The sequence below is a fragment of the Micropruina glycogenica genome (genome assembly GCF_900289045.1).
GTDB classification, from domain to species: Bacteria; Actinomycetota; Actinomycetes; order Propionibacteriales; family Propionibacteriaceae; genus Micropruina; species Micropruina glycogenica.
In genome coordinates this window covers 1920527-1944135 of sequence record NZ_LT985188.1, presented here as the reverse complement: position 1 = coordinate 1944135, position 23609 = coordinate 1920527, and the positions used below count along the sequence as shown (strand labels likewise).

Genomic DNA, 23609 nt, shown 5'->3' with positions numbered 1-23609 from the left:
AGTCATGCGAATTCTCGAAGGCAAAAGCGTTCTGGTCGCCGGCGTGACCATGAACACCTCGATCGGCTACCGCATCGCGGAGCTGGCCGCCGAGCAGGGCGCCACCGTGCTGGTGTCGAACTTCGGCCGCGCGCTCAGCCTCACCCGGCGCATCATCAAGCGGCTCGACCCCGAGCCGGTGCTGCTCGAGGTCGACGTCACCAACGAAGAGCACCTGGCCGGGCTGGCCGATCAGTTGCGCCAGCACGTCGACCATCTCGACGGCGTGGTGCACTCGATCGCGTTCGCCAACCCCGAGACGGCCATGGGCGGCAAGTTTCTGACCACGCCCGCCGACGACGTGAAGACCGCCATTCACGTGTCGGCCTACTCGCTGGTGTCGCTCACCATGGCGTGCCGTCCGCTGATGGGGCCGGGCGGCTCGATCGTCGGGCTCACGTTCGACGCCCGGCAGTCGTGGCCGGTCTACGACTGGATGGGGGTGGCCAAGTCGGCGCTCGAAAGCACCTCGCGCTACCTGGCCCGCTACCTCGGCCCCGACGGCATTCGCAGCAACATCGTGGCCGCCGGCCCCCTCGAAACCATCGCCAAGAAGGCCATTCCCGGCTCGGAGGAGTTCAACAACATCTGGGGACGGCGGGCGCCGCTGGGCTGGGACCCGAAGGATCTCGACCCCACCGCCAAGGCCGTGGTGGCGCTGCTGTCGGACTGGTTCCCGTCCACGACCGGTGAAATGCTGCACGTGGACGGCGGCCTGCATTCCACGGGTGCCTGAGCCGGTAGGTTGGCACCCATGTCGGTGGTAGCGGAGTTGGCCGGTGTCTCCATCGTGCGAGGCGAGGCGACGCTGCTCGATGGGGTCGATTGGCGTATCGACGAGGCCGACCGGTGGGTGATCATCGGGCCCAACGGGGCCGGCAAAACCACGATGCTGCAGATTCTGGCCGCCCAGATGCACCCGAGCTCGGGCCTGGCCGAGGTACTGGGCGAGGTGCTCGGCTCGGTGGACGTGTTCGAGCTGCGGCCCCGTATCGGGGTGGCGTCGGCGGCGCTGGCCGACCGCATTCCCCGCAGCGAGCGGGTGGCCGACGTGGTGATCTCCGCCGCCTACGCGGTGATGGGTCGCTGGCGCGAGAACTACGAACTCGCCGACCTTGAGCGGGCCGTCGAACTCATGAACCAGTTGCGGGTCGGTCACCTGGCCTACCGCACGTTCGGCACGTTGAGCGAGGGCGAGCGCAAACGCGTCCAGATCGCCCGTGCGCTGATGACCGACCCCGAACTGCTGCTGTTGGACGAGCCCGCCGCCGGGCTCGACCTGGCCGGCCGCGAGGCGCTGGTCGCAACCCTGAGCGAACTGTGCCGTGACACGCACGCCCCCGCGACCGTGCTGGTCACCCACCACGTCGAAGAGATTCCCGACGGCATCACCCACGCGCTGCTGCTCAAGCAGGGCCGGGTGCTGGCGGCCGGACCGATCGATGAAGTGCTCACCGCCGACAACCTGAGCGCAACCTTCGACATTCCGCTCGAAGTCAGTCACACCAACGGACGGTGGAGCGCTCGCGGCACGGCATGATGGAAGCATGCTGGAGTGGCTGAGTGCGAACTGGTGGGCTGTGTGGCTCGTTGCCGCGGTGCTGCTGGCCGTGAGTGAAGCTCTCACCCTCGACTTCACGCTGCTCATGCTGGCCGCCGGGGCGTTGGCCGGTGCCGGCACGGCGCTGCTGTTTCCGGGGCTGCTGCTGGTGCAGGTCGTGGTGGCCGTAGCCGTCGCGTTCTCGCTGCTGTTTCTGCTGCGGCCAACCCTGCTGGCCAAGGTGCGTAGCGCGCCCGGCTACCGATCGTCGCTGCAACGTATGGTGGGTAGCACCGGCCGTGCGCTCACCGCCATCGACAGTGGCTCGGGTGAGGTCAAGGTGGCCGGTGAGATTTGGCAGGCACGCAGTTTCAACGACGAACCGATCGAGGCCGGCACCCCGGTCGAGATCTTCGAAGTCGACGGAACCACCGTCGTTGTCTACCCCAAGGAGCCATGACCGGCATGGAATGGATCGTCCCTCTCGTCATCGTCATCTTCGCCGTGGCGCTGCTCACCCAGGCGCTGAAGGTGATCCGACAGCAGCAGGTGGGCATCGTCGAACGGCTGGGCAAGTTCCGCCGCACCCTCGACCCCGGCCCGCACCTGCTGGTGCCGCTGATCGACAACGTGCGCTACACGATGGACATGCGCGAGGCCGTGGTGCCGTTTCCGCCCCAGGGTGTGATCACCGAAGACAACCTGATGGTGAGCATCGACTCGGTGATCTACTTTCAGGTGGTCGACCCGGTGCGCGCCGCCTACGAGGCGCAGAACTACATTCAGGCCATCGAGCAGCTCACCATGACCACGCTGCGCAACATCATCGGCGGGCTCGACCTGGAGCAGACGCTGACCAGCCGCGAAGAGATCAACGCCAAGCTGCGCTCGGTGCTCGATGAGGCCACCGGCAAGTGGGGAATCAAGGTGAACCGCGTCGAACTGCGCTCGATCGAGCCGCCGGCCACGATTCGCGACGCGATGGAGAAGGGCGCCCGGGCCGAGCGCGACAAGCGGGCGGCGATTCTGTTGGCAGAGGGTCAGCGGCAGTCGCAGATTCTGTCGGCGTCTGGTGACCGCGAGGCGTCCATTCTTCGCGCTCAGGGCGAGCGCGAGTCGGCGGTGCTGCGGGCACAGGCCGACCGGCAGGCGCAGATGCTGCGTTCCGAGGGCGAGGCGCAGGCCATCACCACCGTCTTCAACGCCATTCACGCGGGTAAGCCCGACCAGTCGCTGCTGGCCTACCAGTATCTGCAGATGCTGCCGAACCTGGCCCGGGGTGATGCGAACAAGGTGTGGATCGTGCCGTCCGAACTCAACGACGCGTTGAAGGGGCTGGGCAAGGCGGCGGGCGATCTGCTGTCGGGTGCGGGCTACGAAGCGCCGAACAAGGACGAGTTCAGCGCGCCGCAGAAGATCGACGTGTTCGCCGAGATCGAACAGCAGAAGATCGAGGCCGAGGGCGAGGCCGGACGAGCGGTGCAGCAGGCGATCGCCGAGGCACAACAGATGGAGGCCGGCAAGCAGCGCCGGTTGAGCACGACGCCCCAGTTGGACGCCACCACGCCGCCGGTGCAGGGTGCGCCAGAGGTGCAGCCAGAGCAGTAGTCACTGGTAGCGCTGGAATACGCCAATCGCGGGTGACGACCTCAATCGGTGTCGTCGACCTGCCTGGCGTACCGGGCGGCCAGCGACCCGCAGGCCATCAGTTGGGCCTGGTGAAACACCATCAGGGGCAGCACCAGCAGGCCGACCGGTGAGCCTGCGAACAGCACCGTCGCCATCGGCAGCCCGGTGGCCAGCGACTTCTTGGTGCCGCAGAACTGAATGGCGATCACGTCTTCACGGTTGAACCCGAGCCGGCGGGCCAGCCACCAACTGAGGCTCAACATGGTGGCCAGAATCACCAGGCAGACCAGCACCAGCCCCAGCAGTTGCAGCGGCTCGACCTGCTGCCACATGTGTTCGCGCATGCCGGCCGAGAACGCCGAGTACACCACCAGCACGATCACGCCGTTGTCGAACAGCTTGAGTTTGGGGTGCGCGGCCACCCAGTCGGCCGTCCAGCGGCGCGACAGCTGGCCCAGCACGAACGGCACCAGCAGTTGGCCGACGATGTCGAGCACCGATGAGGCGTCGATGGTGATGCCGCCCGAGGTGGTCATCAGCAGCCAGCACAGCAGCGGCGTGAGGAACACCCCCAGCAGGTTGGACGCCGACGCGCTCACGATCGCCCCCGCCACGTTGCCTTTGGCGATCGAGGTGAAGTTGATCGAGCTCTGCACCGTCGACGGCACCAGCGTCAGGTAGAGCACGCCCGCGTACAGCGCCGGGCTCAGCAGCCACGGGGACAGCACCTGCAACCCCCAGCCGATGAAGGGGAACACCACGAAGGTCAGGCCCAGAATGGTGAGGTGCAGCCGCCAGTGCTTGAGCCCCGCCAGGGCCTGGTCGGGCTTGAGCCTCGCCCCGTACACGAAGAACAGCACGGCGACGGCGGCCTTGGTCACCCACTCGAGCACGGGCACCGTCACGCCCTGCGCGGGCAGCACGGTGGCCACTACGGCTGCGGTCACGATGGCGAGTAGAAACCGGTCGACACGTTTCAGCCACCCCACGACCCCACCCTATTGCGCCGGGGATGCCTGCCGTGGGCCAGACTGTTCGCCATGCCCGACGTGATTGACCTCGACGACCCGAGCGACGTCCGGCTCACCGACTATGTCGCCCTTCGGGACTCGTCGCTGCGCAAGCACCTCGAAGCCGAACGGGGGCTGTTCATCGCCGAGGGCGAGAAGGTGATCCGCCGGGCGATCGAGGCCGGCTACCGGCCACGATCGTTCATGCTGGCGCCGCGTTGGCTCGACTCACTGCGTGACGTGGTGGGCGACGCCCCGGTCTACCGGGTCAGCGAGGCCACGGCCGAGGCGGTCAGCGGCTTTCACGTGCACCGCGGGGCGCTGGCGTCCCTATACCGCGAAACCCGGCACACCATGGCCGACCTGCTCGCGATGCGTCGGCTGATGGTGTGCGAAGAGATCGTCGACCACACCAACGTGGGCGCCATTCTGCGTAACGCCGCCGGCCTGGGCTGGGACGGCGTGCTGCTCGCCCCCCGCTGCGCCGACCCGCTGTACCGACGGGCGATCAAGACTTCGATGGGGGCGGTGTTCTCCCTTCCCTGGGCCCGATTGGACGACTGGCGCACCGCCGTTCCGACGCTGCAGCGGGCGGGGTTCACGGTGGTCGCTCTGGCCCTGCGCGACGACGCGGTCGATGTGGCGGACTTCGCCGCCCGTGTCGAACCGGCGCAGCGTCTCGCCGTGTTGCTGGGCACCGAGGGTGCCGGCCTGTCCACCCGCTGGATCGATCAGGCCGACGTGGCCGTGCGCATTCCCATGCGCGCCGGCATCGACTCGCTCAACGTGGCCGCCGCAAGCGCGATCGCCGGGTACGCGCTCGGTCGACCGACCGCGCCCGCTACCCTCGCCCCATGACGATGCCGCGCAGCTCCCCGTCGGCCCAGGGCGTGGACGCCCGTGGTTTGCTCGCCCTGCTGGACGCCCTCGAAACTCCCGGCCACGGTACGCACTCGCTGATGGTCGCCCGGCACGGTCAGGTGATCGCGCAGGGATGGTGGGCGCCGTACGCCCGCGAGCGGGTGCACCTGGGCTACTCGCTCAGCAAGAGCTTCACCAGCACCACGCTCGGCGTTCTGGTCGGCCAGGGCCTGATCGACCTCGACGCGCCGGTGCTGTCGTACCTGGTCGACCTCGAATCGGTGGCCCCGGTGTGGCGTCGGGTGACCGTGCGGCACTGCATCACCATGACGGCGGGTCACACCGCCGAGGCCTGGAACTGGAACGGCGACGATGCGCTGCCCGCCGTGGCCGAGGGGGCCGACCCGGTGCTGGCGGCGATTCTCGACACGCGCGTGCCCGACGGTGAGCCCGGCGAAGTGTGGGCGTACAACCAGGTGGCCACCTATCTAGTGGCGCAGGCCATCGCCGCGGCGACCGGCGAACCGCTCACCGCGCACGTGCGTCGGCTGGTACTCGATCGGCTGACCGGCGACCCGGCTCGGGCGCAACGCACCCCATTCGGCCGCGACCTCGGGTTCAGCGGCCTGCACGTGACGACGCCGACGATTCTCGCGCTCGCCCAGACCTGGCTCGACGGCGGTCGCTGGCACGGGGAGCAGCTGGTGCCTGCGGATTACGCCGCGTGGGCACCGGTGCCGACTGCCGCCTCCCTGCAGGCCCCCGACATGGCCGGTGATTGGGCCCATGGCTACGGAGCGTCATTCTGGGGCGCCAGCCACGGCTACCGCGGCGACGGCGCCTACGGGCAGTACGCCATCGTGTTGCCCGAGCACGACATCGCGGTGGCCATCACGTCCGAGGTCGAAGACATGCAGGCCACCCTGGACGCTCTGTGGACGCACCTGCTGCCGTCCGTCGACGCGCCCACCGACCCCGAGGCGGACGCCGAGCTGGCCCGGCGGCTCGAATCGCTGGCGCACCCGGCGCTGTCGGGCGGCGCTGCGCCGGCCGAGACGGTGCGGGTGTCGCGTCATCAGGATTCGCAGCTGCCACAGATCGTCAGTGCGATCACTGTTCAGAGCACGCAGCCCGGCGAGCATCTGGTCACGCTGCACCGCGGCGACGATGACCTGAGCACGCTGGTGGGCGAGGGTCGATGGCTGGAGTCGACCTGGCCCGCCGCCCAGTCCTCACGCGTGGCGATCGCTGCCTCGGGCGGGTGGCAGGGCGACACGTTCAAGGCCGAACTGAGGTTGGTCGAGACGCCGCACACGATCGTCGTGACCGCGCAAGCTGACGGCACCGCACTGCTCGACTGGCGGCTGGTGCCGCTGACCGGTGACGACCCGCTGGACGCGGTCGCGTTCGACGTCTAGCCCCGAGTTGCGGCGTTACTCGGACGGCTGGCCGGCGTCGAACCAGTTCTTCGACTCGGGGAAGAGTTCGGCCAGGTAGGTGTAGAGCTGGTCGGACATGCCGATCATGCAGCGCACCTGCTGGCGCAGAAAGTCGTCGGTGACCCCGGTCTCGATGTCGATGACCAGGTCGCCGAAGATGCCGAGGTGCTGCTCGCCGCGGGTGACAATGGCCTTGGGCCAGAAGTGGTCACGGTTCCAGCTGTTGATCGCCTCGACCATGTAGTCGTAGGCCTCGATCGGCGGCCTGATGTCCCACATCGAGCGCATCGCCATCAGGTCGTTCTTGTCGCCGGCGACCAGGAACCACAGCCGCATCGACTCCCAGTCGCCGAACCGGTCGCCGTCCTCGTCGATGGCGAAGTTCACCTCCAGGCTGGTCAGCACGGCGTCCCAGCGTTCTTTGTTGAACGGAATCGGGCCGGACGGCTCGGTCGGGCCCCAGTTGAACATGGTCATTGCGGTTTCCTTCTCTGCGCGTCAGCCGGCCGAGGTGCGGCGCGGCGTCACGGGCCAGTCGTCGGGGTACAGGTGGGCGAGTTCTTCGTGCTGTTTCGACAGCAGCCGCCGGGCGCGGGTCGACAGCCGGTCGCCGAACACGGTGCCGCCCAGGTGATCCGTTTCGTGCTGCAGGCAGCGGGCCAGCAGGCCCGTGCCCTCGATGGTGACGGGGTTGCCGTGGGCGTCCTGGCCGGTGCAGACGGCATGGTCGGGGCGGGCCAGCAACTGGTAGCCGCCGGGGTACGACAGGCAGCCCTCCTCGGTCGCGTCGAGTACCCGGTCGCGGGCCTCCGGCACAGTCACCTCGGGGTTGCAGACCACGCCGGTCTGCACCACGTCGTCATCGTCTGGGCATTCGAACACGAACATCGACAGGTCAACGCCCACCTGTGTGGCCGCCAACCCCACACCCTGCGCCGCGTGCATGGTGGCGAACATGTCGCGGGCCAGCGTGCGCAGGTCGTCATCGAAGTCGGTGACCGCGCGTGTGGGTGCGTGCATCACCGGGGTGCCCCAGCGGGTGATCGGCAGCACGGTGCCACCGGTGGTCAGGTCGTCAGCCATGGCCGCCTTTCTCTACGGCCGACCAGCCTACCCATGCGACGCGCCGCCGGCTCACGCTGCCGCAGCGGACGTAGGCTCGGCACCATGCAGCCGGAGTTGCTCGCGCAGTGGGAGCACCACCTCAGGGTGGCCCGCAACGCCTCGCCGCACACGGTGCGCGCCTACGTGGGCGACCTCAACGACCTGGCCGACTACCTCGACCGCACCGGCAGCGGCAGCCTGGCCGACGCCGACCTGCGTACGCTGCGGCGCTGGCTGGCCGGCATGCACGCCGCCGGTGCCGAGCGGGCCACCATGCAACGCCGAGCGGCCGCGGCGCGGGTGTTCTACGCCTGGGCCTGCGAGACCGCGCGGCTGCCGCACGACCCGGCCGCCGGCCTGCGCTCACCCCGGGTCGACCGCACCCTGCCGCCGACGCTCGAGGTCGACCAGGCCAGGCAGGCGCTGGACGCCCTGAGCGCTCAGGCGGCCGAGGTGAACGAGGGCCCGGCCAGGGCCGCCGCCCTGCGCGACGTGGCGATCGTCGAAGTGCTGTACGCCAGCGGCATTCGGGTGGGGGAGTTGTGCGGCCTCGACATCGGGTCGCTCGACGCCGACCGGCAGGTGCTGCGGGTGCGCGGCAAGGGCGACAAGGAGCGCACGGTGCCGCTGGGTTCGCCTGCGCTGCGGGCGTTGCGGCAATGGCTGGGGGTCCGCGATCTGCTGGCGGCCGAGAGCTCCGGCGCCGCGATGTTCGTGGGCGATCGGGGCGGCAGAATCGACCAGCGCGTGGTGCGTCGGCTGGTGCACAAAGCCCTGGCCCGGGTGCCCGACGCGCCTGACCTGGGCCCGCACGGCCTGCGTCACGCCATGGCCACCCACCTGCTCGAGGGCGGTGCCGACCTGCGCAGCGTGCAAGAGATGCTGGGTCATTCGTCGCTGGCCACCACCCAGATCTACACCCACGTGTCGAACGAGCGCCTGCGCGCCGCCTACACCCAGGCCCACCCCCGGGCTTGAGCCGCGTCACAGATAAGCCGCCGGGTTCACCAGCCGTCCGTTGACCTTGACCGTGAAGTGCAGGTGGCAGCCGGTCGACCACCCGGTCGACCCGACTCGGCCTACCACCTGGCCGCGCTTGACCTTCTGCCCCCTGTGCACCCGATACCCCTGGGCGTGCAGGTAGTGGGTGGTCAGCCCACCGGCGTGGGCGATGACCAACCGGTGCCCGCCCGAGGAGTCATAGCTCACCGAGCGCACGACCCCATTGGCCGCGGCCCGGATCGGCGTGCCGCACGAGGCCTGCAGGTCGACCCCCTCGTGCATGCGCCACTCGTGGAAGATCGGGTGGAAGCGGCGGCCGAACGGTGAGGTGATGCGACCGCCGACGGGGTTGAGCAGTACCCCCGACCCGTGCGGTACGTCACCGGCCGCCAGCGCCGCGGCCCGTTCGGCGGCGAGTTTGCGGGCCAGCGCCACCGCCGAGGCCGGCAGTAGCCGCACCGGCCCGGTGCCCTGGCCGTACGTGTCGCCGAGCGGGTCGAGGTACTGATCGCCGCGCTTCAAGCCGAAATGCAGGCACCCGCCGGCGCAGTGCCCGGCCTGGACGGCGCCGATCACGTCGCCGGCGCGCACCTGCTGACCAACCCGAACCGAGGCCCGCACCGGCTCGTAGGTGGTGCGCAGGTCGCCGTGCACGATGGTGACCACCCCGCGTCCGCCGATGACCTGGGCCACGCTCACGCGCCCCGCGGCGGCGGCCCGCACCGGGGTGCCGACCTTCGCAGCCAGGTCGACCCCCCGGTGCCCCGGCTGCCAGTCCTTCGCCGGGGGATCGAAGGCCCGCAGCACCGGGCCGGGCACCGGGCGCACAGACCCGAAGGCCCGGCCCGGTGCCGCGGGCATCACCAGCAGCACGCCCGCGAGCAGCGACACACCCATCACCCGCCAGAACCCGCGAAACATGCGCATCAACCCCTCCGCCATTCATTGAGCGACCGGCTGGCCGAAAGTGTTCAAACTCGATCCGCGACGTCACCCTGGCTTGTGATTCCTGGAGATCCCGGCGTTCGCCGGGATGACGGTCGAGATCCCGGCGTTCGCCGGGATGGCCGGGGGTGCAGCATTCCTGGTTTGGGCTCGGGCGTCGCTTCGTCGTATAATCGCCGGTGGCGATCCGGACATCCGGATCGACTTCGCATGCAACCTCGAACCGTCGCGCTCGACGGGTTGCCGCCGTGGTCCCCGCAAGGGGTGGCGCGCAACGGTCGCATCAGGCGGGCCGAACCGTTCGGCTCGAACAACTCATCGCGGGTCAACCGCGCCGCATAGGCGTGTCCCGCAAGAAAGGACCGGCCGTGGCCGTCGTCACCACCCGTCAACTGCTCGAGAGCGGCGTCCACTTCGGGCACCAGACCCGCCGCTGGAACCCGAAGATGAAGAAGTTCATCTTCGCCGAGCGCAACGGCATCTACATCATCGACCTGCAGCAGTCGCTCACCTACATCGACCAGGCGTACGCCTTCGTGCGCGACACCGTCGCGCGTGGCGGCCAGATTCTGTTCGTGGGCACCAAGAAGCAGGCCCAGGAAGCGATCGCCGAGCAGGCCACCCGCGTCGGTATGCCGTACGTGAACCAGCGCTGGCTGGGCGGCATGCTCACCAACTTCGCCACCATCAGCAAGCGCATCGGCAAGATGAAGGAGCTCGAGGGCCTCAACTTCGACGACGTCGCCGCCTCGGGGCTGACCAAGAAGGAGCTGCTGCAGCAGCGCCGCAAGAAGGACAAGCTGGCCAAAACCCTGTCGGGTATTCGCGACATGGGCAAGCTGCCGCAGGCGGTCTGGGTGGTCGACACCAAGAAGGAGCACCTCGCGATCGACGAGGCCCGCAAGCTGCGCATTCCGATCGTCGGCATTCTCGACACCAACTGCGACCCCGACGAGGTCGACTTCGCGATCCCCGGCAACGACGACGCGATCCGTTCCGTCGCCCTGCTGACCCGCGTGGTGGCCGACGCCGTGGCCGAGGGACTGCTGGCCCGCAGCCGGGCCGCCTCCACCACCGGTGAAGAGGCCGAGCCGATGGCCGACTGGGAGCGTGAGCTGCTGGGTGCCGCCGACGAGGCTGCTCCCGCCGCCGCTGCCGAGGTCCGCGAGTCCGAGGCCGTCGAGGGCTCCGACGTGCAGGCCAACGAGCTGGCCGACGAGGTCGAGGGCGCTGTCGCCGGTGCCGCCGTCGAGTCCGCCGAGGTCGCCGAAGAGGTCGAGACCGCCGAGATCGCCGCCAACGAGACCGTCGATCCGACCATCGAGGCCGAAGTGTCCACCACCGAAGAGAACTGAGAGCAAGCAAGACATGGCAATCACTGCCGCTGATGTGAAGAAGCTCCGCGACGCCACCGGCGCGGGCATGATGGACGCCAAGAAGGCCCTCACCGAGGCCGACGGCGACTTCGAGGCCGCGGTCGAGATCCTGCGGGTGACCGGCCAGGCCAAGATGGCCAAGCGCTCCGACCGTGAGGCCAGCAACGGCCTGGTCGCCTCGGCCGGCAAGAGCGTGATCCACCTGGCCGCCGAAACCGACTTCGTGGCCAAGAACGCCGAGTTCGTGGCCCTGGCCGACGAGATCGCCCAGGCTGTCGACGGGTCGGGCGCGACCGACGTAGCCGCGGCCAACGCCGTGGTGCTCGCCTCCGGCAAGACCGTCGGCGACACGGTGGCCGAACTGGCCGCCAAGATCGGCGAGAAGCTCGAAGTGGCCAACGCGGCCAACTACGACGGCGATGTCAGCATCTACCTGCACAAGCGGTCGCAAGACCTGCCGCCGCAGGTGGGCGTCATGGTCGAGTACGACGGCGGTGACGAAGACTTCGTGCGTGGCATCGCCATGCAGATCGCCGCCATGTCGCCGCAGTACGTGACCCGCGACGACGTTCCGGCCGAGGTGCTCGCTCACGAGCGGCACATCGCCGAGCTCACCGCGAAAGAAGACGGCAAGCCCGCGCAGATCATTCCGCGCATCGTCGAGGGCCGCCTCGGCGGCTTCTACAAAGACGTGGTGCTGCTCGAGCAGGCTTCGGTCTCGGACGACAAGAAGACCGTCGGCCAGCTTCTGAAAGAGAACGGTGTCACCGTGAAGCGCTTCGTCCGCTTCGCAGCGGGCGCCTGACGAAATCACCACGAACGGCCGATCGGGATCGCCCCGGTCGGCCGTTCGGCTCATCGGCGGTCGGCGAGAGTCCGGCGCTGCCGGCCGAGTCGTCCGGTCACGCGGGTCACGACTAGAGTGAGCCCAGCCCCGATCTCACCACGAGGAGCAGTCACGCCCATGACCTACCACCGCATCATGCTCAAGCTGTCCGGCGAGATGTTCGGCGGCTCGCGCGGCATCGGCGTCGACCCCGACGTGGTGGCCAGCCTGGCCGCCCAGATCAAGTCGGTGGTGAACGCCGGCGTGCAGGTGGCGGTCGTCATCGGCGGCGGCAACTTCTTTCGCGGCGCCGAACTGAGCGAGCGCGGCATGGACCGCGACCGGGCCGACTACATGGGCATGCTGGGCACCGTGATGAACTGCCTGGCCCTGCAGGACTTCACCGAGAAGGCCGGCGTACAGACCCGGGTGCAGACCGCCATCGAGATGGGCCAAGTGGCCGAGCCCTACATTCCGCGCCGCGCCGAACGCCACCTCGAGAAGGGCCGGGTGGTCATCTTCGGTGCCGGCTCGGGTATGCCGTACTTCTCCACCGACACCGTCGCCGCGCAGCGGGCCCTCGAGATCGGTGCGGACGTACTGCTGATGGGCAAACAGGGCACCGACGGCGTCTACGACTCCGACCCCAAGAAGAACCCGAACGCCCAGCGCTTCGATGAACTCACCTACGACGATTACCTGGCCCGCGACCTGAAGGTGGCCGACGCCACCGCGATCAGCCTCGCCCGCGACAACAAGCTGCCGATGATCTTCTTCGACCTCGGTGTCGAGGGCAACATTCTGCGCGTCGTGCAGGGTGAGAAGATCGGTACCACCGTCCACGCCTGAGAAAGGAGCGCCCGATGATTCCCGACATCATCTCTGACGCCGAAAGCAAGATGAAGGGTGCCGTCGAGCACGCCCGCGAAGAGTTCGCGGCGATTCGCACCGGACGCGCCCACCCGGCTATGTTCAACAAGCTGATGGTCGACTACTACGGGTCGCCGACGCCGCTGCAGCAGCTCGCCACCTTTCAGGTGCCCGAGGCCCGCACGGTACTGATCAGCCCCTTCGACCGTTCGTCGATGGCCGGCATCGAGAAGGCCATTCGCGACAGCGACCTGGGCGTCAACCCCGCCAACGACGGCAACGTGATTCGCGTCGTGATGCCGCAGTTGAGCGAAGACCGGCGCCGAGACTACGTCAAGCTCGCCAAGCACAAGGCCGAAGAAGGACGGGTGGCGGTGCGCAACATTCGCCGGCACGCCAACGACTCGGTGCACAAGCTGGTGAAAGACAAAGAGGTCGGCGAAGACGACGCCCGCGGAGCCGAGAAGACCCTCGACGGTGTCACCAAGAAGTACGTCGACAGCATCGATGAGCTGCTGAAGTCCAAAGAAGCGGAGCTGCTGGAGGTCTGATGGTGGCCGAGCAGGGGGTTCCCGCCGAGCCGGCCGTACGAAAGTCACGTGCCGGCCGGGACCTGCCTGCCGCCATTCTGGTCGGCCTCGGGCTGGCCGCCACCGTGGTGCTCACCCTCGTGTATTGGCACTGGGGGTTCGTGCTGCTGGTCACCGCCATGCTCACCCTCGGCACCGTCGAACTGCACGATGCGCTCAAGCGCATCGGCATGAACTCGGCGGTCTGGCCCATCGGTGCCGGCACCATCGCGGTGATCTGCGGTTCGTACGCGGCCGCCACCCAAGAGGGTCAGACCGCGCTGCCGTGGCACTCGGTGCTGCTGGGTTTTCTCGGCGCCACCGTGCTGGCCGCACTGATCTGGCGCATGCCCGGCGGTGCCGCCGGCTACGTCAAGGACGCCGCGGCCAGCCTGTTCACGATCGGCTACATTCCGCTGCTCGGCTCGTTCGCCGGCCTGATTCTGGCCTCGCCCCACGGCTCGGCGAAGATGGCGACGATTCTGCTGGTCGTGATGGGCACCGACACCGGCGGCTTCGCCATCGGCGCCCGCTGGGGCAAGACCCCGATGGCTCCGCAGATCAGCCCGAAGAAGACCTGGGAGGGCCTGGCCGGCTCGTTCGGGCTGGCAACCGCCGTCGCGATCCCGCTGACCGTGTGGTGGCTCGGCGCCGCGTGGTGGGTCGGCCTGCTGCTCGCGGTGTGCATCGTGCTGGCCGGCACCTGCGGCGACCTGATCGAGTCGCTGATCAAGCGCGACGTGGGCATCAAGGACATGTCGTCGTTCCTGCCCGGCCACGGCGGCGCGATGGACCGGCTCGACTCGATTCTGGTCGCCTCGCCGGTTGCCTGGTTGATCCTCTATCTGCTGATTCCGAACTGAGCAGGCGATGACGAACCCGCAACCACCCGCCACCGACCGGCTGCGCGACGACGAGGTGAGCGCCTACGCAGCCCTCGAAGATCGCGTCAGGGCCGGGGCGACCGTGCCGCTCACCATGGCACCCACCCGGCGCGGCAAGGCGCCACAGCACTGGCTCGACCTCACCGAGGCCGAACGCCGCGACGCGGTGGTCGCCCTGGGCCTGCCGAGGTTTCGCGCCGACCAGATCTCGCGGCACGTGTTCGAGGGCCTCGACCTCGACCCGGCGGGCTGGACGGACCTACCGGCAGAGGATCGGCAACGGGTCGCCGAGGCGTTTCTGCCCCGGCTGCTCACCGACGTGCGGCCGCTGAGCTGTGACGGCGGCACCACGCTGAAGACCTTGTGGCGGCTGCACGACGGGTCGCTGATCGAGTCGGTGCTGATGCGTTACGGCGTGCCGGGCATCAGGGCGTCCGGCAATGGACGCAATCGCGCCACGCTGTGCATCAGCTCGCAGGCCGGCTGCGGCATGGCCTGCCCGTTCTGCGCCACGGGCCAGGGCGGCCTGCAACGCAACCTGAGCGCCGCCGAGATTCTCGCCCAGGTGCTCGCGGGTGCCCGCACACTGGCCGATGGGCAGATTCCGGGCGGCCCGGGCCGCATCAACAACATCGTGTTCATGGGCATGGGTGAGCCGCTGGCCAACTACAAAGCCATCATGGCCACCGTTCGCACCCTCACCGCGCCGGGGCCGCACGGCCTGGGCATCAGCGCCCGCGGCATCACGGTGTCGACCGTGGGGCTGGTGCCCCGCATCGATCAACTCGCCACCGAGGGGCTGCCGGTCACCCTGGCCGTCAGCCTGCACGCGCCCGACGACGAACTGCGCGACGAGCTGTGCCCGATCAACACGCGTTGGAACGTCGCCGAACTCATCGACGCCGCCCACGCCTATTTTGTGGCCACCAAGCGCCGGGTGTCGATCGAGTACGCGCTGATTCGTGACGTGAACGACCAGCCCGAGCGGGCAGCGATGCTGGCCGACGTGCTGCGCCGCGACGGCGGGTACGGCTGGGTGCACGTCAACCTGATCCCGCTGAACCCGACACCCGGCTCGAAATGGACGGCCTCGCGGCGCGACGACGAGCGCGCTTTCGTGCGGGTGCTGGAGCGGCGTGGCGTGGCGGTCACCGTGCGCGACACCAGGGGCCGCGAGATCGACGGCGCGTGCGGGCAGTTGGCGGCGTCCCAAGCGGCCGGGTAGCAGTGCGCGTACCCTGATGCAATGCGGTCGTTCGTCGAGGAGCTGGGGCAGGTTCTCGATCCCGCACTCATCGCACACCTCACCGAAGGCATCGTCGCCGACGAAGCCGCTGAACTGCGCAGCGTCCACACCCCGCTGAGTGGCGAACTGCTCGCCCGGGTGCCCCAATCGACGGTGTCGGACGTCGCTCTGGCCGTGCAGCAGGCTCGTCCGGCGCTACGGGTGTGGAAATCCCTTGGCCACAAGCGCCGGGCCGCGGTCGTGCTCGGCTTTCACGACAAGCTGCTGGCCCGCCGCGACGAGGTGCTCGACCTGATTCAGCTCGAAACCGGCAAGACCCGCGCGAACGCGTTCGAAGAGGTCGCCGAGGTGGCGAACGTGGCCCGCTTCTACGCCCGCTCGGCCGCCGCGCTGCTCGCCCCACGGCGGGTGCGCGGGGCGATGCCGGTGCTGTGCACGGCCACCGAGCAACGCCTGCCACGGGGAGTGGTCGGCATCATCACGCCCTGGAACTACCCGTTCGCCCTGTCGCTGGGCGATGCGTTGGCCGCTCTGCTGGCCGGCAACGCGGTGGTGCTGCGGCCCGACCCGCTGACCAGCCTGTCGGTGCTGTGGGGGGTGCGACTGCTGGTCGAAGCCGGCCTGCCGCAGGGGGTGCTGCAGGTGGTGGTGGGCGACGGAGGCGTGGTGGGTGACGCCCTGGTTCGCCGCGCCGACTACGTGTGCTTCACCGGGTCGACGGCGGTCGGACGGCGGGTCGCGAAGCTGGCCGCCGAGCGCATGGTGGGTTGTTCGCTCGAACTCGGCGGCAAGAACGCCCTCTACGTGCGACGCGACGCCGACCTCGACCTGGCGGTCGACGTCGCCCTGCGCGGTGCCTTCGCCGGTGCGGGCCAGGTGTGTGTGCATACCGAGCGGCTGGTGCTGCACGCCGCGATCGCCGAGGCGTTTCTGGCTCGGCTGATACCCGCGGTCGACGACATGCGGTTGGGCGTCGCGCTCGACTACGGCTACGACATGGGCACCCTGTTCGGTGCCGATCAGATGGCCAGGGTGGATGCGCACGTGCGCGACGCCGTGCGACACGGCGCCGCCGTTCTCACCGGTGGCCATCCACGCCCCGACGTCGGGCCCTGGGTGTACGCCCCGACCGTGCTCGACAACGTCACCGCCGCCATGGACGTGCGCGACGCCGAGACCTTCGGCCCCGTGCTGAGCGTCTACCGGGTCGCCGACGACGACGCTGCCGTACGCCTGATCAACGATTCCGACTACGGCCTGCAGGCCGTCATCGTCAGCGCCGACCGCTGCGCCGCCCGCGCGCTCGCCCGCCGCTTGCGCTGCGGCACCGTGAGCATCAACGAGACGTTCCTGGCCTCGTGGGGTGCGACCGGCGCTGCCATGGGCGCGCGCGGTGAGTCCGGCACGGGCGGACGGCACGGTGCTGACGGGCTGCTGCGGTTCACCGTCGTGCAGAGCGTCGCGGAGCAGCGGGCGGGCTCGCTGGCCGCGGCCCGCGACGCCCAGGAGAAGTTCGCGGCGCTGTTCAGCCGAGGGCTCTCGGCACTGCGGCACGCCCGGCTGCGCTGAGTGCTGCAAAGGCCTCGTCGACGCTGTCGACCAGCTGAATGCTCGACGCCATCGTGCGCCCTTTCGCGAGAGACTGCAGCAGGGGCCACACGGGCACGGTTTCGGTCCAGTATCGGGCGCCCACCAGCACCAGCGGCACCGTCGGTTCACCTTCGGGCGCGTAGTAGTTGGGTGTGACGGCCTGAAACACTTCTTGCACGGTGCCGGCCGCTCCGGGCAGGTACACGACCCCGGCCCGGCACAGCCGCAACAGAAAGTCTTCGCGCAACGCGTTGGTGAAGTACTTGGCGATGCCCGAGGCGAACAGGTTGGGCGGTTCGTGGCCGTAGAACCAGGTTGGAATGCCCAGTGACTGTCGGGTGCACGGGTAGTCGCGGCGCACCTGCTGGGCCGATCGCGCCCAGGCGGTGATGTCGTGCGACCACGACTCGGCGGCGGCCAGGGCGCCGATCGCGGCGTCCAGTTCGGCGACCGACCCGGCGAACGATGCCCCCAGGTTGGCGGCCTCCATCGAGCCCGGCCCGCCGCCCGAAACCACCAGCACCCCGGCGCCGGCCAGCGTGTGACCCAGGTGGGCGCTGGCCCGATACGGCTCGCTGCCGCGGCGTTGCGCGTGGCCGCCCATCACGCCGACCACGTGTTCGGCGCCGTCGATGGCCTCGTGCAGTGCCTCGCTGATCGCGTGGTCGTGCAGGGCCGCGGACAGGTCTGCGTCCAGCCCGCCGGGTCGCAACTGGGCACGGGCCCAGGCGAAGATGCGGGCGTCGGGGGTGTCGGCGTACCCGCGCTCCAGGCCCCGGTACAGCTCCTCGGCGGTGTAGAGCGCCGGACGGTACGGATCGAACGGCAGATCGGGCAGCCGGGGGAACACCAGGGCGCCGGCGCGCGCGAGTTGTGAGGCGTCGCCGGGCCGCAGCCGGCATCCGAGAAAGATCGCGCCGCCCACGTCGGCCTCACGCAGCACCGCCGAGCGGCGGGTCAGGTCGACCGACTGCACGACCACCCCGGCCAGCGACCCGGTGCTGCCCAGGTGCGCGTCGAACTCGTCCAGTGACTCCACATCGGTGCGCACGGGCTCACGGTAGCGTGGCGGCGAGAGGAGGCCCGCGATGCAGCATCGTGTTCCGCAGCCGAGGCCTGATCGCATGACCCCGTTCGCAGCCGGTGCGATCGTGGCCGCCGTACGGCCCGGGGGTGATCCGTTGGTGGCGCTCACCGCCGCCGACCTGGCCCGGCTGAGCGGGGGAGCGCTCTACTTCGCCTACGTGGACGAGCAGCGGTTCGTCGAGCGCGAGTTCGACGACGGCACCGTGCAGCACGCCGATCTCGACCCCGACGCCGCCGATGACGCCTGGCGTCAGCGTGAGGCCACGATCACAGCCGAGCTGCACGGCCTGCTGGGTTCGGCGGTGTCGTGGCGGTTCCGCTACCTGGCGGGCCGCCCCGATCGGGCCCTGACCCACCTGGCCCGGGCGGTGGACGCCGCCGTGCTGGTGGTCGGCACCCACGCCCCCGAGCACGGCGCCAAGGTGCGCGAGTTTCTCGACGGGGCGCTGGCGCTGAAGCTGGCCCAGCATCAGCACCGTCCGGTACTCGCCGTGCCGCTCAGCGTGGTCGACTGGAAGGCTCCGATGCCGTGGGCCTGAGCGTGCCGCGCGGCGCCAGAACGGCAGTGGTGTTCGCCGGGGGAGTGGTCGGCACGGCCGTCCGGGCGGCGCTCGAGACCGCCTTTCCCGCGCAGCCCGGCGGCTGGCCGTGGGCCACGTTCGCGATCAACGTGACCGGCGCCTTTCTGCTCGCGCTGCTGCTCGAAACGCTCGCCCGGCGCGGGCCGGACGCCGGCGCACGGCAGTTGCTGCGGCTCGGTCTGGGTACGGGCGTGATGGGCGGCTACACCACCTATTCGACGTTCGCGCTCGAGACCGTGCGGCTGGTGGAGGCCGGAGCCGTGTTCAGCGGGCTCGGCTACGCGCTGGGCACCGTGCTGATGGGACTGTCGGCGGCGATGGCGGGCGGACGGCTGGCGGCGAGGTTGAGCCCGTGATCAGCGCGTTGCTGGTGGCGTTGGCCGGCGGCCTGGGCGCGGCCGCCCGGTTCCAGTCCGACGCCCTCATCGCCCGGGCCGGTCGGTGGCGGCTGCCGATCGCCACCCTGGTGATCAACACCCTCGGCTCGCTGCTGCTGGGCCTGGTCAGCGGCTGGGTGACCTTTCACGGCGGCGCACCCGAGTGGGTGAGCGTGGCCGGCACGGGCTTTTGCGGCGGGTTCACCACGTTCAGCACGGCTTCGGTCGAGGGCTGGCGGTTGTTGCGGGCCGGACGTGCCGCGGCTGCTGCGCTGCACGCCGGCGGGGGACTGATCGCCGGTGTGCTCGCTGCGTTTCTGGGGTTGTGGCTGATGTCGCTCTGAGCACGAAACCACGAGGCGGCGGGGTTGCTGGCTGAACGCATGGCGACCGACGGCAGCCACCCCCAGCAGGCGTGGAACCGGGCCTGGCACTACCCCGACGCGGCCCTGGCCCCGGTTCTCTTTCGCTTGCGCACCGCGCGCGCGGGCACGCACTGCTGAACGGCGGTCGGCCGGACGAGGCGATGATCGAGTTGCGCCGCGCCGTCCACTTGGCCGACCTGCTCACCCGGTTGCGCGCCACCACCACCGCCCGCGGCCGCACGGCTCTCGAAACCGCGATTCGCGACCGCAGTCGATTGGTCGGCAACGCCGGACGACTGCTGCAACCCGTTCGCAGCAGCGAGCTGGACGCCGCTCTGCACAGCGCCGGCGATGCCGCGCTGGCGGTCTGGTTCGCCCGCCGCGGACGCCTGGCCGACCTGGGCGAGGTGCGGTCGGCGGCTGAGCGCATGGCCTTCGCCACCCACCGGCTGTCGGCCCCCGGCGGCGGCGCTGGCTCAGGTGCAGGCGAGCCAGCCGTCCGGACGCCGGGTGTTCACTTGCTTCGGTGCCGGCTGAGCGGCAGCGCCGTCCGACACCCCCTGTAACCTTGGCCGGTGCGCGATGTCGTTCTGCTCGGATCAACCGGCTCGATCGGTACCCAGACCCTCGAAGTGATCGACGCCCACCCCGACCGCTTTCGGGTGGTCGGGCTGTCGGCGGGCGGCGGCAACCTCGACCTGTTGGTCGACCAGGCGCACGCCTGCACGCCCGACGTGGTGGCGGTGCCGTCGGCCGAGGCCGCCGCCGCGCTGGCGGATCGGTTGCCCGCGCAGACCGCCGTCTGGGCGGGGCCGGACGCCTCCCAGCGGCTGGCCGCCCTGCCCTGCGACGTGGTGATGAACGCCATCACCGGCGCCGCCGGGCTCGAGCCCACCCTGGCGGCCCTGGCCGCCGGCAACGCGCTGGCCCTGGCCAACAAGGAGTCGCTGGTGATCGGCGGTGAACTGGTCACCGCGGCCGCCGCGCCGGGCCAGATCATCGCCGTCGACTCCGAACACTCCGCGTTCGCCCAGGCCCTGCGCGCCGGACGCTCCGACGAGGTGCGCAAGCTGGTGCTCACCGCGTCCGGGGGGCCGTTCCGCGGCCGCAGCCGCGCCGAACTCACCGACGTCACCCCCGAGCAGGCACTGGCGCACCCCACCTGGACCATGGGCCGCATCATCACCATCAACTCGGCCACCCTGATCAACAAGGGCCTCGAACTGCTCGAGGCGGCGTTGCTGTACGGGGTCGACCTCGACGCCATCGAGGTGGTCGTGCACCCCAGTTCGGACGTGCACTCGATGGTCGAGTTCTGCGACGGCTCGACCATCGCGCAATGTTCGCCGCCCGACATGAAGCTGCCGATCGCGCTGGCCCTGAACTGGCCCGACCGGCTGCCGGGCGCCTGCCGCGCCTTCGACTGGAGCAGGCCCATCGACTGGCGCTTCGAGCCGCTCGATTCGGACGCGTTTCCGTCGGTCGAGCTGGCCCGTCGCTGCGGCCTGGCCGGCGGCACCGCCCCCGCGGTGTACAACGCGGCCAACGAGGTGTGCGTCGAGGCGTTCTGCGCCGGTGAGCTGAGCTTTCTGGGCATCGTCGACACCGTCACAGCGGTGGTGGACGAGCATCTGGCCGGCACCGCCAACGACGCCGAGTTGAGCGTCGACGGGGTGCTCTCGGCCGACGCGTGGGCGCGCAAACGTGCCGCCCAACTGATTGCAGGTGCATCATGAACGCCCTTGTCACCGTGATCTTCGCGATCGTGTTCTTCGGCTTCATTCTGCTGTCGATCGCGCTGCACGAGATCGGGCACATGGTGCCGGCCAAGCGGTTCGGCGTGCGGGTGCCGCAGTACTTCGTCGGCTTCGGCCCCACCATCTGGTCGACCACCCGTGGCGAGACCGAGTACGGCATCAAGTGGATTCCGCTGGGCGGGTTCGTCCGGCTGCTCGGCATGTACCCGCCGGCCAGGGCGAGCCGCAAGCCGCCGGGCCGGCTGGCTCAGTTTGCCGAGGGAGCGCGGGCCTATGAGTGGGAGACGATCACCCCCGACGATGTGGCCAACGAGCGGCTGTTCTACCAGAAGAAGACCTGGCAGAAGCTCATCGTGATGGCCGGCGGGCCCATGATGAACGTGCTGATTGCGTTCGTGATCTTCTGGGCGATTCTCGGCCTGCACGGCCAGTGGCAGGCCCAGCCCACGGTCGCTGCGGTTCAGCAGTGCATCGTGCGCGAGAACCAGCCCGCCGACACCCCGTGCGTCACCCCCGACACCCCGGCCGCCGCGTCGGGCATTCAGCCCGGCGACACCATCGTCGAGTTCAACGGCACCGCGATCACCGACTACGCCCAGTTGCAGGGCCTGATCAGGGCCAACCTCACCGGCGAGGCGCGCGTCGTGGTCGAGCGGGGCGGGCAGCGGGTCGCGCTCACGCCCGTCAACACCGTGATCAGCGGCGTGCCCGACCAGCTCGACCCCAGCAAGCGCATCGCCGCCGGCTGGTTCGGCATCACCCCCACCTCGGTGCTGGTGAAGGGCGGGCCGGTCGAGACCGTGCAGCAGATGTACACGATGAGCGTGCAGAGCCTGGTGGCCATCACGCAGTTTCCGGTGAAGGTGTACAACGTGGTCGCCGACCTGGTGCAGGGCAAGCCGCGCGACATCTACGGCCCGCTCAGCATCGTCGGTGCCAGCCGCGCGGCGGGTGAGGTGGTGGCCAGCGACGCGATCACCGTGACCGACAAGCTGGTGCTGTTCGGCTCGCTGCTCGCGGCGGTGAACCTGTTTCTGGCCCTGTTCAACTTCGTGCCGCTGCCCCCGCTGGACGGCGGCCACATCGCCGGCGCGTTGTGGGAGTCGGCCCGCCGCGGCTGGGCGAAGCTGTTCCACCGGCCCGACCCCGGTCATTTCGACACCGCGAAGCTGTTGCCGGTGGCGTATGCGGTGATGGGCTTCTTGATCATCAGCGGCGGGGCGTTGATCGTGGCCGACATCGTCAGCCCGATGCAGTTGTTCTGATGCTGGGCGGCCCGGTCACCTTCGTGGCGGTCGGCTCGCGCGGTGACGTCGAGCCGTTGGCGATTCTGGCCGGCGCGGTCGCGGCCGGCGGCCGTGCCGCAACGGTGGTGGCCATCGACGAGTACGCCGACCTGGTGCGCGGCCACGGTGCCGGGTTTCGGGGTATCGGTTCGGCCCTGCACCACATGGAGCGGATGAGCCGCGGTTGGCTGGGGCAGCTCGCCTTTCGCACGCCGCTGGCGCAACCGCTGCTGTTGCGTCGTTGGCTGGCCGGGTTGGCCCAACCACTGGCCGACGCGCTCGACGAGGTGCCGCCGGGTTCATCGGTCGTCACCGGGGTCGCCTCGCGCGACGCCGCGTTGGCTCTGGCGCAGCAGCGCGGGGTGCGTGTGGCGACGGTGTTGCACACCGCGGTGCTGCCCACCGCCGAGCGCGAGAGCCATCTCGAAGGACGTCGGTTCTGGGGTCGTCCGCGGGCTGACCGGGCCTTCACCGATTGGTACTGGCGGCAGGTGTCGGGGCTGTCGCAGGCGACGTCGGCGGTGTTTCGCGCCCGGCACGGGCTGCCCACAAGCGCGCAGCAGGCCGAGGACGCGCTCTGGCTGGCGGTCGATCGGGTGTTGGTGCCCACCGCCCGCGACTGGCCGGGCGGTGTGGTGCAGACGGCGGCGATTCGTCCGGCGCTTGATGGCTCATGGACGCCACCCGACCCGCTCGCGGCCTTTCTCGCAGCCGGGCCCCGCCCCGTCTACGTCGGATTGGGCAGCCTCAACGACGCCGGCGGGCAACGGTGGCTGCAGCTGATCGTTGACGCCGCCCGCCAGGCCGGGCGCAGGGTGCTCACCCCCGCCGTGCCCGGCACCCAGCCGGGCGTGATCGACGACCTGGTCTGCACGATCCGCCCTGCACCGCACGACGCGCTGTTCCCGCGGCTGGCCGGTGTGATTCATCACGGGGGAGCGGGCACCACGGCCGCCGCCCTGCGCGCAGGCGTGCCGTCGGTGGCGGTGCCCGCAGTGTTCGACCAGTACTACCACGCCCACCGCCTGCACGTGCTGGGGGTCGGCCCCGCACCCGTCCGGCTGCCCAAGCTGTCGCAGGTGCGGCTGGCGGGGCTGCTCACCGCGCTCACCAGCGGCGATCACGACGAGCGGGCGCAGCGGGTCGGCGAGCAGGCCCGCACCGCCGACGGCACGGCCGCCACGCTGGCCGAGCTTAACCGCACGATGTGCGCACCCTGATCGGCCG

Annotated in this window: 26 protein-coding genes; 21 read left to right on the top strand and 5 right to left on the bottom strand. The window is 69.9% G+C overall.

What is annotated here, in order from left to right; all coding sequences use genetic code 11:
- Positions 1–4 precede the first annotated feature (4 nt).
- Genes fabI through MPLG2_RS09125 form a run of 4 tightly spaced genes read left to right on the top strand, consistent with a single transcriptional unit; the run spans position 5 to position 3187 of the window.
- Positions 5–775 (top strand): enoyl-ACP reductase FabI, encoded by a 771-nt coding sequence (gene fabI, locus MPLG2_RS09140; protein ID WP_105185861.1) that lies wholly within the window; start codon positions 5–7, stop codon positions 773–775.
- Between the two features lie 18 nt (positions 776–793).
- Positions 794–1579, top strand: a complete 786-nt coding sequence (locus MPLG2_RS09135) for an ABC transporter ATP-binding protein (RefSeq protein ID WP_105185860.1) — start codon at positions 794–796, stop codon at positions 1577–1579.
- 7 nt (positions 1580–1586) lie between these two features.
- Positions 1587–2039: an NfeD family protein gene (locus tag MPLG2_RS09130; RefSeq protein WP_105185859.1), complete on the top strand. Its 453-nt coding sequence runs from the start codon at positions 1587–1589 to the stop codon at positions 2037–2039.
- A 5-nt stretch (positions 2040–2044) separates the two neighbouring features.
- A complete protein-coding gene (locus MPLG2_RS09125) occupies positions 2045–3187 on the top strand; it encodes an SPFH domain-containing protein (RefSeq protein ID WP_105187576.1) in 1143 nt (380 codons plus the stop codon).
- A gap of 41 nt (positions 3188–3228) precedes the next feature.
- Here MPLG2_RS09125 and MPLG2_RS09120 read toward each other — a convergent pair whose 3' ends face one another.
- On the bottom strand, positions 3229–4197 hold the full coding sequence (locus tag MPLG2_RS09120) for a bile acid:sodium symporter family protein (protein ID WP_105185858.1): 969 nt from the start codon (positions 4195–4197) through the stop codon (positions 3229–3231).
- A 51-nt stretch (positions 4198–4248) separates the two neighbouring features.
- Here MPLG2_RS09120 and MPLG2_RS09115 point away from each other — a divergent pair, with 51 nt between their 5' ends.
- Positions 4249–5076: a TrmH family RNA methyltransferase gene (locus MPLG2_RS09115; RefSeq protein ID WP_105185857.1), complete on the top strand. Its 828-nt coding sequence runs from the start codon at positions 4249–4251 to the stop codon at positions 5074–5076.
- Positions 5073–6497 carry a serine hydrolase domain-containing protein gene (locus MPLG2_RS09110; protein ID WP_105185856.1) on the top strand — a complete coding sequence of 475 codons (1425 nt, stop codon included), beginning with the start codon at positions 5073–5075 and terminating at the stop codon, positions 6495–6497. The genes MPLG2_RS09115 and MPLG2_RS09110 overlap by 4 nt, the downstream gene beginning before the upstream one ends.
- A 15-nt stretch (positions 6498–6512) precedes the next feature.
- On the opposite strand, the gene MPLG2_RS09105 is transcribed toward MPLG2_RS09110, so the two are convergent.
- Positions 6513–6995, bottom strand: a complete 483-nt coding sequence (locus MPLG2_RS09105) for a type III secretion system chaperone family protein (RefSeq protein ID WP_105185855.1) — start codon at positions 6993–6995, stop codon at positions 6513–6515.
- 21 nt (positions 6996–7016) lie between these two features.
- Entirely contained in the window at positions 7017–7601 is a 585-nt protein-coding gene (gene def / locus MPLG2_RS09100) for a peptide deformylase (protein WP_105185854.1), read from the bottom strand.
- Positions 7602–7685: 84 nt separating this feature from the next.
- On the opposite strand from def, the gene MPLG2_RS09095 reads away from it, so the two are divergent.
- Entirely contained in the window at positions 7686–8600 is a 915-nt protein-coding gene (locus MPLG2_RS09095) for a tyrosine recombinase XerC (protein WP_105185853.1), read from the top strand.
- 6 nt (positions 8601–8606) lie between these two features.
- Here the strand turns inward: MPLG2_RS09095 and MPLG2_RS09090 are convergent, their stop codons facing one another.
- Positions 8607–9551, bottom strand: coding sequence for a peptidoglycan DD-metalloendopeptidase family protein (locus MPLG2_RS09090; RefSeq protein ID WP_173909616.1), 945 nt, complete (start codon positions 9549–9551; stop codon positions 8607–8609).
- Between the two features lie 386 nt (positions 9552–9937).
- On the opposite strand from MPLG2_RS09090, the gene rpsB reads away from it, so the two are divergent.
- The 7 genes from rpsB to MPLG2_RS09055 all read left to right on the top strand — a co-directional run bounded on the left by rpsB (position 9938) and on the right by MPLG2_RS09055 (position 16909).
- Positions 9938–10924 (top strand): 30S ribosomal protein S2, encoded by a 987-nt coding sequence (rpsB, locus tag MPLG2_RS09085; protein ID WP_105187575.1) that lies wholly within the window; start codon positions 9938–9940, stop codon positions 10922–10924.
- Between the two features lie 13 nt (positions 10925–10937).
- Positions 10938–11750 (top strand): translation elongation factor Ts, encoded by an 813-nt coding sequence (tsf, locus tag MPLG2_RS09080; RefSeq protein ID WP_105185851.1) that lies wholly within the window; start codon positions 10938–10940, stop codon positions 11748–11750.
- Between the two features lie 159 nt (positions 11751–11909).
- Positions 11910–12620, top strand: a complete 711-nt coding sequence (gene pyrH, locus MPLG2_RS09075) for a UMP kinase (RefSeq protein ID WP_105185850.1) — start codon at positions 11910–11912, stop codon at positions 12618–12620.
- A 17-nt stretch (positions 12621–12637) separates the two neighbouring features.
- Complete coding sequence (frr, locus tag MPLG2_RS09070; protein WP_173909654.1) at positions 12638–13192, top strand: ribosome recycling factor; 555 nt, start codon at positions 12638–12640, stop codon at positions 13190–13192.
- Positions 13192–14073, top strand: a complete 882-nt coding sequence (locus MPLG2_RS09065) for a phosphatidate cytidylyltransferase (RefSeq protein WP_105185848.1) — start codon at positions 13192–13194, stop codon at positions 14071–14073. The genes frr and MPLG2_RS09065 overlap by 1 nt, the downstream gene beginning before the upstream one ends.
- Before the next feature lie 115 nt (positions 14074–14188).
- Positions 14189–15319 carry a 23S rRNA (adenine(2503)-C(2))-methyltransferase RlmN gene (gene rlmN / locus MPLG2_RS09060; protein WP_231935993.1) on the top strand — a complete coding sequence of 377 codons (1131 nt, stop codon included), beginning with the start codon at positions 14189–14191 and terminating at the stop codon, positions 15317–15319.
- A 21-nt stretch (positions 15320–15340) separates the two neighbouring features.
- Positions 15341–16909: a succinic semialdehyde dehydrogenase gene (locus MPLG2_RS09055; protein WP_105185846.1), complete on the top strand. Its 1569-nt coding sequence runs from the start codon at positions 15341–15343 to the stop codon at positions 16907–16909.
- On the opposite strand, the gene MPLG2_RS09050 is transcribed toward MPLG2_RS09055, so the two are convergent.
- Complete coding sequence (locus tag MPLG2_RS09050) at positions 16866–17981, bottom strand: LOG family protein (RefSeq protein ID WP_231935607.1); 1116 nt, start codon at positions 17979–17981, stop codon at positions 16866–16868. The two genes, MPLG2_RS09055 and MPLG2_RS09050, sit on opposite strands and share 44 nt — an antisense overlap.
- A 73-nt stretch (positions 17982–18054) precedes the next feature.
- Here MPLG2_RS09050 and MPLG2_RS09045 point away from each other — a divergent pair, with 73 nt between their 5' ends.
- From MPLG2_RS09045 to MPLG2_RS09015, 7 genes are all read left to right on the top strand, one after another.
- Entirely contained in the window at positions 18055–18555 is a 501-nt protein-coding gene (locus MPLG2_RS09045; RefSeq protein WP_197709895.1) for a universal stress protein, read from the top strand.
- A complete protein-coding gene (locus MPLG2_RS09040; RefSeq protein ID WP_173909615.1) occupies positions 18546–18953 on the top strand; it encodes a fluoride efflux transporter FluC in 408 nt (135 codons plus the stop codon). The genes MPLG2_RS09045 and MPLG2_RS09040 overlap by 10 nt, the downstream gene beginning before the upstream one ends.
- On the top strand, positions 18953–19318 hold the full coding sequence (locus MPLG2_RS09035) for a fluoride efflux transporter FluC (RefSeq protein ID WP_105187572.1): 366 nt from the start codon (positions 18953–18955) through the stop codon (positions 19316–19318). The genes MPLG2_RS09040 and MPLG2_RS09035 overlap by 1 nt, the downstream gene beginning before the upstream one ends.
- Positions 19319–19500: 182 nt before the next feature.
- Positions 19501–19905: a hypothetical protein gene (locus tag MPLG2_RS09030; RefSeq protein WP_105185845.1), complete on the top strand. Its 405-nt coding sequence runs from the start codon at positions 19501–19503 to the stop codon at positions 19903–19905.
- A 9-nt stretch (positions 19906–19914) separates the two neighbouring features.
- A complete protein-coding gene (dxr, locus tag MPLG2_RS09025) occupies positions 19915–21075 on the top strand; it encodes a 1-deoxy-D-xylulose-5-phosphate reductoisomerase (protein ID WP_105185844.1) in 1161 nt (386 codons plus the stop codon).
- Positions 21072–22361 carry a M50 family metallopeptidase gene (locus MPLG2_RS09020; RefSeq protein WP_105185843.1) on the top strand — a complete coding sequence of 430 codons (1290 nt, stop codon included), beginning with the start codon at positions 21072–21074 and terminating at the stop codon, positions 22359–22361. The genes dxr and MPLG2_RS09020 overlap by 4 nt, the downstream gene beginning before the upstream one ends.
- Entirely contained in the window at positions 22361–23602 is a 1242-nt protein-coding gene (locus MPLG2_RS09015) for a nucleotide disphospho-sugar-binding domain-containing protein (RefSeq protein ID WP_105185842.1), read from the top strand. The genes MPLG2_RS09020 and MPLG2_RS09015 overlap by 1 nt, the downstream gene beginning before the upstream one ends.
- Positions 23603–23609 lie beyond the last annotated feature (7 nt).